The organism is Streptomyces roseus, from assembly GCF_001044425.1.
Lineage (GTDB): Bacteria > Actinomycetota > Actinomycetes > Streptomycetales > Streptomycetaceae > Streptomyces > Streptomyces roseus.
Map to the genome: position 1 here is coordinate 23,198 of NZ_LFML01000009.1, position 12,456 is coordinate 35,653.

General features: G+C 70.6%; 11 protein-coding genes. 9 read left to right on the forward strand and 2 right to left on the reverse strand.

Features of this window, described 5'->3' with window-relative positions; genetic code table 11:
* The first annotated feature begins 79 nt into the window (after positions 1–79).
* Positions 80–1,273, forward strand: coding sequence for an elongation factor Tu (gene tuf, locus ACS04_RS02405; RefSeq protein ID WP_030008455.1), 1,194 nt, complete (start codon positions 80–82; stop codon positions 1,271–1,273).
* A 217-nt stretch (positions 1,274–1,490) separates the two neighbouring features.
* On the opposite strand, the gene rfbC is transcribed toward tuf, so the two are convergent.
* Both rfbC and rfbA read right to left on the reverse strand, forming a co-directional pair.
* Positions 1,491–2,093, reverse strand: a complete 603-nt coding sequence (gene rfbC, locus ACS04_RS02410; protein WP_048474781.1) for a dTDP-4-dehydrorhamnose 3,5-epimerase — start codon at positions 2,091–2,093, stop codon at positions 1,491–1,493.
* The gene (gene rfbA, locus ACS04_RS02415) at positions 2,090–2,965 is read right to left on the reverse strand and encodes a glucose-1-phosphate thymidylyltransferase RfbA (RefSeq protein WP_048474782.1); all 876 of its coding nucleotides are present in this window, start codon (positions 2,963–2,965) and stop codon (positions 2,090–2,092) included. Before rfbA ends, rfbC begins: the two co-directional genes overlap by 4 nt.
* Positions 2,966–3,048: 83 nt before the next feature.
* Here rfbA and rfbB point away from each other — a divergent pair, with 83 nt between their 5' ends.
* The 8 genes from rfbB to ACS04_RS02455 all read left to right on the forward strand — a co-directional run.
* Complete coding sequence (rfbB, locus tag ACS04_RS02420; protein ID WP_048474783.1) at positions 3,049–4,026, forward strand: dTDP-glucose 4,6-dehydratase; 978 nt, start codon at positions 3,049–3,051, stop codon at positions 4,024–4,026.
* On the forward strand, positions 4,023–4,970 hold the full coding sequence (rfbD, locus tag ACS04_RS02425) for a dTDP-4-dehydrorhamnose reductase (protein WP_280920947.1): 948 nt from the start codon (positions 4,023–4,025) through the stop codon (positions 4,968–4,970). Before rfbB ends, rfbD begins: the two co-directional genes overlap by 4 nt.
* Complete coding sequence (locus ACS04_RS02430) at positions 4,967–6,298, forward strand: lipopolysaccharide biosynthesis protein (protein ID WP_209441599.1); 1,332 nt, start codon at positions 4,967–4,969, stop codon at positions 6,296–6,298. Before rfbD ends, ACS04_RS02430 begins: the two co-directional genes overlap by 4 nt.
* An 80-nt stretch (positions 6,299–6,378) precedes the next feature.
* Positions 6,379–7,065 carry a glycosyltransferase family 2 protein gene (locus ACS04_RS02435; RefSeq protein ID WP_048474784.1) on the forward strand — a complete coding sequence of 229 codons (687 nt, stop codon included), beginning with the start codon at positions 6,379–6,381 and terminating at the stop codon, positions 7,063–7,065.
* The gene (locus tag ACS04_RS02440) at positions 7,065–7,544 is read left to right on the forward strand and encodes a DUF2304 domain-containing protein (RefSeq protein WP_078864365.1); all 480 of its coding nucleotides are present in this window, start codon (positions 7,065–7,067) and stop codon (positions 7,542–7,544) included. The genes ACS04_RS02435 and ACS04_RS02440 overlap by 1 nt, the downstream gene beginning before the upstream one ends.
* Before the next feature lie 9 nt (positions 7,545–7,553).
* Entirely contained in the window at positions 7,554–8,456 is a 903-nt protein-coding gene (locus ACS04_RS02445) for a glycosyltransferase family 2 protein (RefSeq protein ID WP_048474791.1), read from the forward strand.
* A gap of 70 nt (positions 8,457–8,526) precedes the next feature.
* Positions 8,527–10,455 carry a hypothetical protein gene (locus tag ACS04_RS02450; protein ID WP_048474785.1) on the forward strand — a complete coding sequence of 643 codons (1,929 nt, stop codon included), beginning with the start codon at positions 8,527–8,529 and terminating at the stop codon, positions 10,453–10,455.
* Between the two features lie 140 nt (positions 10,456–10,595).
* The coding region (locus ACS04_RS02455) for a peptidoglycan recognition protein family protein (protein WP_053080676.1) at positions 10,596–12,456 on the forward strand (1,861 nt) is incomplete at its 3' end.

The following is a 12,456-nucleotide window of genomic DNA, read 5'->3' on the forward strand; positions in this document are numbered from 1 at the left end:
CCGGAGGGACCGGCTTTCCAGCAAAGATCACCTGGCGCCGATGAGTAAGGCGTACAGAACCACTCTCCAGGAGGACCCCGTGGCGAAGGCGAAGTTCGAGCGGACTAAGCCGCACGTCAACATCGGCACCATCGGTCACATTGACCACGGTAAGACGACCCTCACGGCCGCCATTACCAAGGTGCTGCACGACGCGTACCCGGACCTGAACGAGGCCTCGGCCTTCGACCAGATCGACAAGGCTCCTGAGGAGCGCCAGCGCGGTATCACCATCTCCATCGCGCACGTCGAGTACCAGACCGAGGCGCGTCACTACGCCCACGTCGACTGCCCGGGTCACGCCGACTACATCAAGAACATGATCACCGGTGCCGCGCAGATGGACGGCGCGATCCTCGTGGTCGCCGCCACCGACGGCCCGATGCCGCAGACCAAGGAGCACGTGCTCCTGGCCCGCCAGGTCGGCGTCCCCTACATCGTCGTCGCCCTGAACAAGGCCGACATGGTGGACGACGAGGAGATCCTGGAGCTCGTCGAGCTCGAGGTCCGTGAGCTGCTCTCCGAGTACGAGTTCCCGGGCGACGACCTGCCGGTCGTCCGCGTCTCCGCGCTGAAGGCCCTCGAGGGCGACAAGGAGTGGGGCGAGAAGCTCCTCGGCCTCATGTCCGCCGTCGACGAGGCCATCCCGACCCCGCCGCGTGACACCGAGAAGCCGTTCCTCATGCCCGTCGAGGACGTCTTCACGATCACCGGTCGCGGTACGGTCGTCACCGGCCGTATCGAGCGTGGTGTCCTGAAGGTCAACGAGACCGTCGACATCATCGGTATCAAGGAGACCAAGACCACCACCACGGTCACCGGTATCGAGATGTTCCGCAAGCTGCTCGACGAGGGCCAGGCCGGCGAGAACGTCGGTCTGCTCCTCCGTGGCATCAAGCGCGAGGACGTCGAGCGCGGCCAGGTCATCATCAAGCCCGGTTCGGTCACCCCGCACACCGAGTTCGAGGCCCAGGCCTACATCCTGTCGAAGGACGAGGGTGGCCGTCACACCCCCTTCTTCAACAACTACCGTCCGCAGTTCTACTTCCGTACCACGGACGTCACGGGTGTCGTCACCCTGCCGGCCGGCACGGAGATGGTCATGCCGGGCGACAACACCGAGATGACGGTCGCGCTGATCCAGCCGGTCGCCATGGAGGAGGGCCTGAAGTTCGCCATCCGTGAGGGTGGTCGTACGGTCGGCGCCGGCCAGGTCACCAAGATCACGAAGTAATTCGTGCTCTGACCTGGTAGCTCGTGCGAACGGGCACCATGTTTGACGGAGGGGCCCCTTCCCCACCGCTTCGGCGGCGGGGGAGGGGCCCTTCGTCGTACGGGCGGGCGGGCCACGCCGGTGCGGGACGCACCCGGCCGGGACGTCCCCGGGTACGGAAGAGGGCCGCACCCCCGACGACGGGGTGCGGCCCTCTCTCGTGCCCTGCGGGGAGGCGTCAGCCGGTCACGCGCAGGGACTCGGTGAACTCCTTGCAGACGGCGTAGTCCGGCAGCAGCCCCGACTCGATCGCCTCGGCCAGCGTCGGCGCGGCCTCGTCGCGGGCGGACAGCAGCGGGACGTCCGCCGGCCACTCGATGCCCAGGTCCGCGTCGAGCGGGTGGACGGAGTGCTCGCCGGTCGGGTTGTACGTCTCCGAGCAGAGGTACGACAGCGTGGCGTCGTCGCTCAGCGCGCAGAACCCGTGGCCCAGGCCCTCGGGGATGTAGACCGCGCGGCGGTCCACGTCGTCCAGGCGGACACCCTCCCAGCGGCCGAAGGTCGGGGAGCCGACCCGCAGGTCCACGATGACGTCGAGGACGGCGCCGCGCACGCAGCTCACGTACTTGGCCTGGCCGCGCGGGACGTCGGCGAAGTGGATGCCGCGGACCACGCCGCGCGAGGACACCGAGAGGTTCGCCTGCGCCAGGTTCAGCGGGTGCCCGACGACCTCGGACAGCTTGTCGAAGCGGTACCACTCGGTGAACAGGCCGCGCGGGTCGCCGTGCAGCTGCGGGGTGATCTCGTACGCGCCCTCGATCGAGAGCTGGCGGAACTTCACCGGGAGGACTCCTCGTCGAGCAGGGCGATCAGGTAGTCGCCGTAGCCGCTCTTGAGCAGCGGCTGGGCCAGTTCGCGCAGCTGCGCGGAGTCGATCAGGCCGGCCCGCCAGGCCGCCTCCTCGATGCAGCCGATCTTGAAGCCCTGCCGCTCCTCTATCACGCGGACGAACTCCGAGGCCTGGACCATGGAGACGAAGGTCCCGGTGTCCAGCCACGCGGTGCCGCGGTCGAGAATGGTGACATTCAGCTCACCGGCCTGGAGGTACGCGTCGTTGACCGCGGTGATCTCCAGCTCGCCGCGCGCGCTGGGCTTCAGGTTCCGGGCTATCTCCACGACGCGGTTGTCGTAGAAGTACAGACCGGGCACCGCGTAACGGGACTTGGGCTTGACCGGCTTCTCCTCGATGGAGATGGCCTGGCCGTTCTCGTCGAACTCGACCACGCCGTACGCGGTCGGGTCGGCCACCGGGTACGCGAAGACCCGGCCGCCCTTGGAGTCGGTGTGCTCCGCCAGGCGCGTGCCGAGGCCGCTGCCGTGGAAGATGTTGTCGCCGAGGATCAGGGCGACGGACTCGTCGCCGATGAAGTCGGCGCCGAGGACGAACGCCTGGGCGATGCCCTCGGGGCGCTCCTGGACCGCGTACTCCAGCCGGATGCCGAACTGGGAGCCGTCGCCGAGCAGTCGCTCGAACTGCGCACGGTCCTCCGGCGTGGTGATGACGAGAATCTCGCTGATTCCGGCCATGACCAGGGTGGAGAGCGGGTAGTAGATCATCGGCTTGTCGAAGACGGGGAGCAGCTGCTTCGAGACTGCCCGGGTCAGCGGCCAGAGTCGGGATCCGGTGCCACCGGCCAAGAGAATTCCACGCATGGGCACAACCCTATGCGAGAGCGCGGGGGGCGCTGCGGCCCGGGCCCGGGGGGTGGTGTACGAGCGGCTAGACTCTTCGTATTATGCGCATCCTTGTGACCGGCGGCGCCGGCTTCATCGGTTCAGAGTTCGTCCGCCAGCAGCTCGGTGCAGACGCATCGGCCCAGATCACGGTCTTCGACAAGCTGACGTACTCGGGCGTCGAGGCCAACCTCGCCCCGGTCGCCGACCACCCCGGCTACACGTTCGTCAAGGGCGACATCTGCGATGCCGAGGCCGTCGACCAGGTGATGCCCGGGCACGACGTGGTGGTGCACTTCGCCGCCGAGTCGCACGTGGACCGTTCGATCGCCGGTGCCGGCCCGTTCGTGATGACCAACGTCGTGGGCACGCAGGTGCTGCTCGACGCCGCCCGCAAGCACGGCGTCGGCCGCTTCGTCCACATCTCCACCGACGAGGTGTACGGCTCGATCACCGAGGGCTCCTGGACCGAGGAGTGGCCGCTGGTGCCGAACTCCCCGTACTCCGCCTCCAAGGCCTCCTCCGACCTGCTGGCCCTGGCCTACGCCCGGACGCACGGCATGGACGTGGTCGTCACGCGCTGCTCCAACAACTACGGGCACTACCAGTTCCCGGAGAAGGTCATCCCGCTGTTCGTCTCGAACCTGATGGACGGCAAGAAGGTCCCGCTGTACGGCGACGGCGGCAACGTCCGCGACTGGCTGCACGTCTCCGACCACTGCCGCGGCATCGACCTGGCGATGCGCAAGGGGCGCGCGGGCGAGGTCTACAACATCGGCGGCGGCACCGAGCTCACCAACAAGGAGCTGACCGGCGTCCTGCTGGAGGCCGCGGGCCTGGGCTGGGACATGGTCGAGCAGGTCGAGGACCGCAAGGGCCACGACCTGCGCTACTCCATCGACATCAGCAAGATCGGCGCCGAGCTCGGCTACGCCCCGCAGGTCACCTTCGAGGACGGCATCAAGGCCACCATCGAGTGGTACCGCGAGAACCGTGCCTGGTGGGAGCCGCTCAAGGTGAAGGCGGCCCTGCAGAAGTGAGCACCAACTCCTTCGCCGGGCGCTGGCTCGTCACCGGTGCCGCCGGGATGCTCGGCCAGGACGTCCTGGCCGAGCTGAAGTCCGCCGGCATCGAGGCCGTGGGCCTGGGCCGCGCCGACCTCGACATCACCGACCCGGCCGCGGTCCGCGCGGCGGTCGAGGGCGTCACCGTGGTCGTGAACTGCGCCGCCTGGACCGACGTGGACGGCGCCGAGACCGCCGAGGACGCGGCGACCGCCGTCAACGGCACCGGCGTGCGGGTCCTCGCCGAGGCCTGCGCCGACGCGCACGTACGCCTGCTGCACGTCTCGACCGACTACGTGCTGCCGGGCGACGCCACGGAGCCGTACCGCGAGGACGCCGCGACCGGCCCGCTCAACGCCTACGGGCGCTCCAAGCTGGCCGGCGAGCAGGCGGTGGCCGAACTGCTGCCGCAGGACGGCTACATCGTCCGCACCGCCTGGCTGTACGGCGAGCACGGCCCGAACTTCGTCGCCACCATGCTCAAGCTGGCCGTCCAGCGCGAGACCCTCGACGTCGTCGACGACCAGCACGGCCAGCCCACCTGGTCCCGCGCGCTGGCCCGCCGGCTCGTCGAGCTCGGCCTGGCCGCACTCAAGGGCTGGGCCATGGGCGGGATCTACCACGGCACCGCGAGCGGCCGCACCACCTGGATGGGGCTGGCCCGCGAGACGTACCGGCTGAGCGGTCTCGACCCCGAGCGCATCCGGCCGACGACCTCCGCGGCGTTCGTACGCCCGGCCGCCCGCCCCGCGTTCAGCGTGCTCGGGCACGACGCCTGGGAGGAGGCGGCGGGCCTGGCCCCGCTCGCCGACTGGCGCGAGCAGCTCGCCCGGGCCCTGGCCACCCCCGCGTTCAGCGCGCTGGCCGCCGCGGCCAGGAAGCATGCCAAGGACAGCGCGACGGACGGCAGTACGGGATGAAGTCCCTGCTGAGCAGGCTCACCGCGGCGCTGCCGCCGGGCACCGTCGCGGTGGCCGGCGGCACTGTCGTGCTCGGTGCGGCCTCGTACGTCCACCTGGGCGTCGCCGGCCACAGCCTGTCCACCGACGCCATGGCCAACGTGTCGGTGCTGTGGACGATCGTCATGGCGCTGGGCCTCGGCATCTTCTTCCCCATCGAGCAGGAGCTCACCCGGATCGTCGCCGCCCGCGTGGTGCACGGCCAGGGCGCGGCCCCCGTGCTGCGCCGGGCCACGCTGCTGACGTCCGCCATCCTCGGCGCGACCCTGCTCGTCCTCGCGCTGGGCGCGGGCCCGATCGCGGACCTGCTCTTCCGCGGCGACCGCGGCCTGGTCGCGGCCCTCGGCGGCGCGTTCACCGGCATGGCCGTCTGCTACCTGACCCGCGGGGTGCTGGCCGGCCTCGGCCGCTTCGGCGCGTACGGTACGCAGCTCGCCGTCGACGGCGGGCTGCGGATCGCCCTCGCCTTCGGCTGCGCGCTCGCCGGACTGCACTCGGCGCTCGCCTTCAGCCTGGTCCTGGCCGTCGCGCCGATCGCCGCTACGCTGGTCACCCTGCCGACGGTGCTGCGCGCCGTGGAGCCCGGCGAGGAGATCGCCTGGCGGGAGCTGACCGCCGGACTGGGCCTGCTGATCTGCTCGACCCTGCTCTCCCAGGTCGTCGTCAACGCCGCGGTGATGAGCACGAAGCTGCTCGCCCCCACCGACAGCGCGCTGATCGGCGCGCTGCTGAACGCGCTGGTCCTGGCCCGGGTGCCGCTGTTCGTCTTCGGCTCCCTCCAAGCCTCGCTGCTCGGCGGGCTGACGGCCGCCTACACCGCCGGCGACCGGGCGGCGTTCTCCGCGATGCTGCGCCGGATCGGTGTGGTCGTCGGGGCGCTCGGCCTGCTCGGCGGGGTCCCCGCGACGGTGCTCGGCCCGTGGCTGATCAAGGTGCTGTTCGACGCCCAACCCGTCATGGGCTGTCTCGACTTCTTCCTTTTGTCCGCAGGCACCGTGGCGTACATGTTCGCGATGGTCCTCGGTCAGGCGCTGATGGTATTCAAGCGGCACAACCTGCAACTGCTCTGCTGGGCCGCCGGCACCGTCGTCCTGATCGGTGTCACCTTCGCACCGGGCGAGGTGGCCCTGCGCGTCATCCTGGCCTACGCTCTCGGATCCCTCGCCACCGTGCTCGGTATGCTGGCGGTGCTGAGGCTGAAGTTCCCCGGAGCGGCTCCGGGCGCGACCGAAGGACCCGGGCACAAGGTCGCCGCCGGCCCCCTGGGCGCCGGAGCGGTCGGAGAGTGACCATGCCGGCTTCCCGTTCCGACTCCGACGTCCCACCGATCACCGCGCACGCGCACGTGCCACATTCCGCTGGAGCTACCGTGTCCCAATACGACGACGTCTGGCTGGTCATCCCGGCCTACAACGAGGGCCAGGTGATCGCCGATGTGGTCGAGGGAGCGCGCAAGACCTTCCCGAACATAGTCGTCGTCGACGACGGCAGCTCCGACAACTCGGCCGAGCACATCGCGACGACCGGCGCCCACCTGGTGCGCCACCCCGTCAACCTCGGCCAGGGCGCCGCCCTCCAGACCGGCCTCAAGTACGCCCTCGCGCAGCCCGGCGCCCGGTACTTCGCGACCTTCGACGCCGACGGCCAGCACCAGACGCCCGACGTGGAGAAGATGGTCCAGGTGCTGCGCGACGACGAGGCCGACGTGGTCCTCGGCTCGCGCTTCATCGAGCAGAACGGCCAAGTGCCGTGGATCAAGCGCGTGGTGCTGCGCACCGCCGCGTCGGTCAGCCCGACCGCCCGCAAGCTCAAGCTCACCGACTCGCACAACGGCCTGCGCGTGCTCAGCCGCAAGGCCGCCGAGCAGCTGAACATCACCATGAACGGCATGGCGCACGCGTCGGAGATCGTCGGCTTCCTGGCCGGGTCCGGCCTGCGCGTCACCGAGGTCCCGGTGGACATCCTCTACACCGAGTACTCGCGCGCCAAGGGTCAGTCCCTGATCAACGGCGTCAACATCATCTTTGACATCACGATGCGGGAGCGAAGCCGCTGATGAAGTACTTCTGGATCCAGCTGCTGCTCATCGCGGGCTCGGTGTCGATGGCCCTCATGTTCATACGGACGTGGGGCCAGGCGAAGAACCGCGCCTGGAAGCGCATCGCGTTCTCCGTGTTCGTCGTCGTCAACGTGTACGCGGTGCTCCGCCCCACGGACGTGACGTGGGTGGCTCACCAGCTCGGCGTCGGCCGCGGCACCGACCTCGTGCTGTACGTCATGGTGCTGGCGATGGGCTTCCTGACCCTCAACACCTTCCTGCGCTTCCGCTCGTTGGAGAAGAAGCTCACGGACCTGGCCCGTACGGTGGCCCTGGCCGAGGGCGCCCGCCACAACGACGCGCGCCTGGGCGGGACCCCCGCCGTCGTGGCCGCGGTCAAGGTCGAGGTCGAGGTGGAGCCGAAGCCCGAGCCCGCCGAGACCGACTCCGCATCCGCCTCCACCTCCGCATCCGCCTCCGACTCCGTGAAGGCCTGACGTCCCGTGGTGACCTTCGACTTCATGCTCCCCTACTACGGGGACGTGCGGCTGATGCAGGACGCCGTCCGCAGCGTCCTGGCCCAGACGGACCCGGACTTCCGCCTCGTCGTCGTCGACGACGGCAAGGAGCCGGAGGTCCCGGGCTGGTTCGAGGCCCTCGGCGACGAGCGGGTGCACTACACGCGCAACGAGCAGAACCTCGGCATCACCAAGAACTTCCAGAAGTGCGTGCGGCTCTCCGAGGCCGACCACGTCGTCATCATGGGCTGCGACGACCTGCTCCACCCGCACTACCTGGAGACCGTCCGCGCCCTCATAGCCGACCACCCGGGCATCGGCATGGTCCAGCCCGGCGTCGAGGTCATCGACGGCTCCGGGCAGGTCGCGTACGGGCTCGCCGACCAGACCAAGCGGCGGCTGTACGCGCCGCAGGTCAAGGGGCGGCGCCTGATGGGCGGTGAGGAGCTGGCCACCAGCGTGCTGCGCGGGAACTGGCTGTACTTCCCGTCGATCGCGTGGCGCGGCGAGGCCCTGCGCGGGGTCAACTTCCGCGACGAGTACTCGGTGATCCAGGACCTGGCCCTGGTGGTCGACCTCCTCGAACTCGGCGAGCAGATGGTGATCGACGAGTCCACCACGGTCTTCCAGTACCGGCGCCACGCGGTCAGCGAGTCCTCGGTACAGGCCTTCTCCGGCACCCGCTTCACCGAGGCCGAGCGGTACTTCTCCGCCGTGGCCGACCGGATGGACGCCCGGGGCTGGCCCAAGGCCGCGCGGGCGGCCCGCTTCCACAGCGCCTCCCGCCTCCACGCCGTGACCATGCTCCCCGGCGCGCTCCGGCGCGGCCACCGCGAGGGCGTCCGTACGCTCGCCAAGCACGCGTTCACCGGCGGCCGACGCGCCCACTGACCCGGAGCACCCCAGACAGCGGCCGGCGGGCCCCGCCCCGCGGTGACACCCGCGACGGAATTGGACTGAGATGACACACCTGGCCCCCGAGGTCGTCGGAGCGTCCGGCACGGCACACAGCCGGACCGGTACCGGGACCCCGGCCGCCGGACCGCTCTCGTCCCCTTCGGCGGCCCGCCGCCCCTGGACGTCACGGCGCCGGGTGCTCGCGGTCGCCGAGGGGGTCGTCAGCCTCACGGCGGCCCTCGGCTACATGCTGCTGAGCCGGCGCATCGACGTGAACCCGGTGGTGCGACTGGGCCAGGTCAGCGGCCTCGCCACGCTCCAGATGTACGCGGCGCTCATCGGCCTGCCGCTGCTCGGCCTGCTGCTCTACACCGCCCACCGGGGCGCGGCCCGGCGCCACCAGCTGGTCAAGCGCATGGTCTGCGCCGCCCTGGCGGGCCTGGCCACCGGAGTGATCGCGGGCGGCATCGTCGTCGCGCTGCACGGTACGCCCCATCCGCTCGGCGGCCAGGAGGGCGACCCGGGCGTCCTGATCGACATGGCCAACTCCTTCCTGCACCACGAAGGGATGTCGGGCATCTACCCGCCCGCCTTCCCGGCCCTGATGGCCCTCTGGGCGAAGATCCGCTACAACGGCCGCGGCGAGACCGGCTTCGCCCTGCACGACCTCCAGATCTTCTTCACCGCCGTGGCCGGGCCGATGGCCTACCTGGCCTGGCGGATACTGCTGCGGCCCTTCTGGGCGCTGCTGATCGCGGTCCCGGCCGCCGTGCTGTTCCTGGACCCGATCCGCCCGTACAGCCACATCGTCATGATCGTGCTGCTGCCGCTGCTCGGTTACTGGCTGCGCGAGATGCGTCTGGCGGGCCGGCGCGGCACGCGGCACCTGCTGGTGCGCGGGCTCGTCCTCGGCGTGACCTTCGGCGCGCTGTTCCTCTGGTACTCCGGCTGGTACATCTGGGCCGCGCCGGGCGCTCTCGTGGCCGCGCTGTTCTTCTTCCCGTGGCGCCAGGGCGCGGCGACCGTCAGGAAGGCGGCCCTCTACATAGGGGTCACCCTGCTGTCGGCCGGCGTCGTCGGCGCCCCGCTGCTCTACCAGATGGCCCGGCTGGGTGCGGACAACCCCGACCGCTACGCCTTCCTCGCCGTGTACGCGGACCCGGGGTACGTGCTCGGCTGGGTCTCGGACCGGTCCGGGACCCTCACGTACCAGACCTGGCCGGTGGCCGGGGAGATGGCGGGCCAGAGCGGGTTCGCCCTGCTGCTGCTGTTCGGGGTGGGCCTCGGCCTCGGCCTCGGGATGCGCAACATCATGGTGCGCACGGCCGCGGCGGTCCTGGCCGGAGCCTGGCTCGCCCGGTTCTGGTTCGCCGGGCACATGGCCCAGGACAAGGCCATCCAGCTCTACCCGCGCACCACGTGGATCATCATGTACTGCCTGATGATCCTGGCCGTGCTCGGCATGATGGCCGTGGTCAACCGCGGCTCCGGGTGGGTCGAGCGCACGCTCCGCCCGCGCGGCGCCGCTCCGGCTTCCGATTCCGTTTCCGGTTCCGCTTCCGCGGCCGGGCTCGCCCGGGTCGTTCCGCCTCGGGTGGTCCGCCAGCTCGCCGCGGGCATGGTCTGCGTGGTCGCCCTGTTCGCGACCATGGGCGCGTCCTGGTCGGCCAACCGGTACATGCCCTCGTCCGACGTCGACACGATGGGCATCGACGCCTACCGCGCCCACGTCATCAAGGAGAGGGACGGCAGCTGCCCGCGCTTCTCGCCCCGTCCGACCTGCTGGGACATCGAGAAGGACGACTGGAAGCCCGGCCCCATCCAGAACTTCATCTGGTGCGCAGGCATCGTGGCCGACGACTGGCCCGCCGTCTGCGGGATGGAGGCGCCCAAGCGCGTGCGCTCGCGCGCGGACATCGAGCGCGACGCCGAGGCCGACCGTCTGGCCCGCAAGGAAGCGGCCCAGAAGGAGAAGGACGCCCAGAAGCGGTGACCCGGCCGGGTCGCCCGGACGGCTCCTCGGGCAGCCCCCTTGCGTCGATTGTCACAACCGACCAGTAGCATCCGCCCCGACAGTCGTGTCACATGGCGCACGAGCCATAGGGGTGGGGAACACAAGTGAGACTGAGTCGTGTGCGCGGTACCGCTCTGGCGGCCGCGCTCGGCGCCGCAGCGGTGCTGGGCATCCAGGGAATGGCCGGGGGAGCCGAACTGACGGCGGCCCCGGGAGGTGAGGGGGCGGCGAAGGCGTACAGCGCCGTCGCCAAGGAGACCGGACCGGTCGAGGGCGAGCTGCACAAGCTGGCCCTCCAGCCCAAGGGCGCCGGCGAGGCCGTGCTCTCCCGGCAGGAAACGCAGCCCTTCGGTCTGCTCGGCGTGTCCTGGACGGACCCCGCAGCCGAGCTGAAGGGCACCATCGAGGCCCGCTCCCGCGACGCCAGGACCGGCGCGTGGTCGAAGTGGATCGCCCTCGACCCGGTCAAGCCGGGGATGGACGGCGTACGGCCCGGCGCGCACGGCTCGACCGAGCCCGTCTGGGTCGGCGCGTCGAACGGCGCCGAGGTACGCGTCAGCGGCGGCGGCGCACTGCCCGCCGGGCTGGAGCTGAACCTGGTGGACCCGGGCGGCTCGGCCGCCTCGGCGAAGCAGGGTGGCCAGAAGCAGGGCGGCCGGCAGAAGAACGCCGCCCACGCGAGCGGCGCCGCGCGGACCGGCGCGCCGGACGCGGCACCGGCCGCGTCCGCCGCCCCGACGATCGAGCCGGGACCGGCGTCCACCGCGCCCCAGCCGGCCGTGGTCTCGCGGGCCGCGTGGGGCGCCGACGAGTCGCTGAACAACGAGGGCCCGCTCTACCAGACCAGCGGGAAGATCAAGGCGGTCTTCGTCCACCACACCGCCGACGCCCAGCCGTACGACTGCTCGCAGTCGGCGGCGATCGTCCGCGGCATCCACGTCTACCACGTGAAGACCCAGGGCTGGCGCGACCTCGGCTACAACTTCCTCGTCGACAAGTGCGGCACGATCTTCGAGGGCCGCCAGGGCGGTATCGACCAGGCCATCATCGGCGCGCACACGTTCGGCTGGAACACCGACACCGAGGGCATCGCCGTCCTCGGTGACTACAACGCCGGCGGCGCTTCGGCGGCCGCCCAGGACGCCATCTCCCGTATCGCGGCCTACAAGCTGGGCCAGTACGACGGCGACATGAACGGCACGACCACGCTGACCGCCGGCGTCGCGCAGACCAACTTCTTCGGCACCGCCTTCGAGCTCGGCAAGGAGTACCAGTTCAAGACCGTCTCGGGCCACCGGGACGGCTTCAACACCGAGTGCCCGGGCAACCAGCTCTACGCGCAGCTCGGGTCCCTGCGCGCCTCGGGTCCCGCCGCGCAGCTGAAGGTGGGCACCGTCAACGGCGTGCCCGTCCAGCCGGGTGTCGACGCCGCCTCCGACGGCGTCCTGACCGTCGGCTGGTCGACCAGCACGGCCGGCGACCGCATCGGTTCGTTCGAGGTCCTCGTCGACGGAGTCCCGGCGGCCACGACCTCCGGTACGGCCCGTACGGCGACCTCGATCGTCACCAGCGGCACCCACCAGGTCCAGGTCAGGGCGAACGCGGTCAACGGCAAGACCTCCACCTCGCTGCCCGTCAAGGTCGTCTCGGAGGTGAAGCCGGCGAAGTTCGCCCCGGTCACCCCGAAGCGGCTGATGGACACGCGTTCGGGCCTGGGCGGGGTGCCGCAGGCGAAGGTCGGCGCGGGTGGTGTCGTGACCCTGCCGGTGGCCGGTACCAACGGCATCCCGGCCGCCGGTGTGACGGCCGTGGTCCTGAACGTGACGGCGACCAATCCGACCGAGCCGAGCTTCGTGTCGGTGTACCCGAGCGGTACGACGCGTACGAGTGCGTCGAACCTGAACTTCACCCCGGGTCAGACCATCCCGAACCTGGTGGTGGTCCCGGTGGTGGACGGGAAGGTCAGTTTCTTCAACAACC

Coding starts and splice junctions, on each gene's coding strand:
- ACS04_RS02440 (WP_078864365.1), top strand. CDS start 7,065: ATGAAGTACTTCTGGATCCAGCTGCTGCTCATCGCGGGCTCGGTGTCG.
- rfbB (WP_048474783.1), top strand. CDS start 3,049: ATGCGCATCCTTGTGACCGGCGGCGCCGGCTTCATCGGTTCAGAGTTC.
- ACS04_RS02450 (WP_048474785.1), top strand. CDS start 8,527: ATGACACACCTGGCCCCCGAGGTCGTCGGAGCGTCCGGCACGGCACAC.
- ACS04_RS02430 (WP_209441599.1), top strand. CDS start 4,967: ATGAAGTCCCTGCTGAGCAGGCTCACCGCGGCGCTGCCGCCGGGCACC.
- rfbA (WP_048474782.1), bottom strand. CDS start 2,965: ATGCGTGGAATTCTCTTGGCCGGTGGCACCGGATCCCGACTCTGGCCG.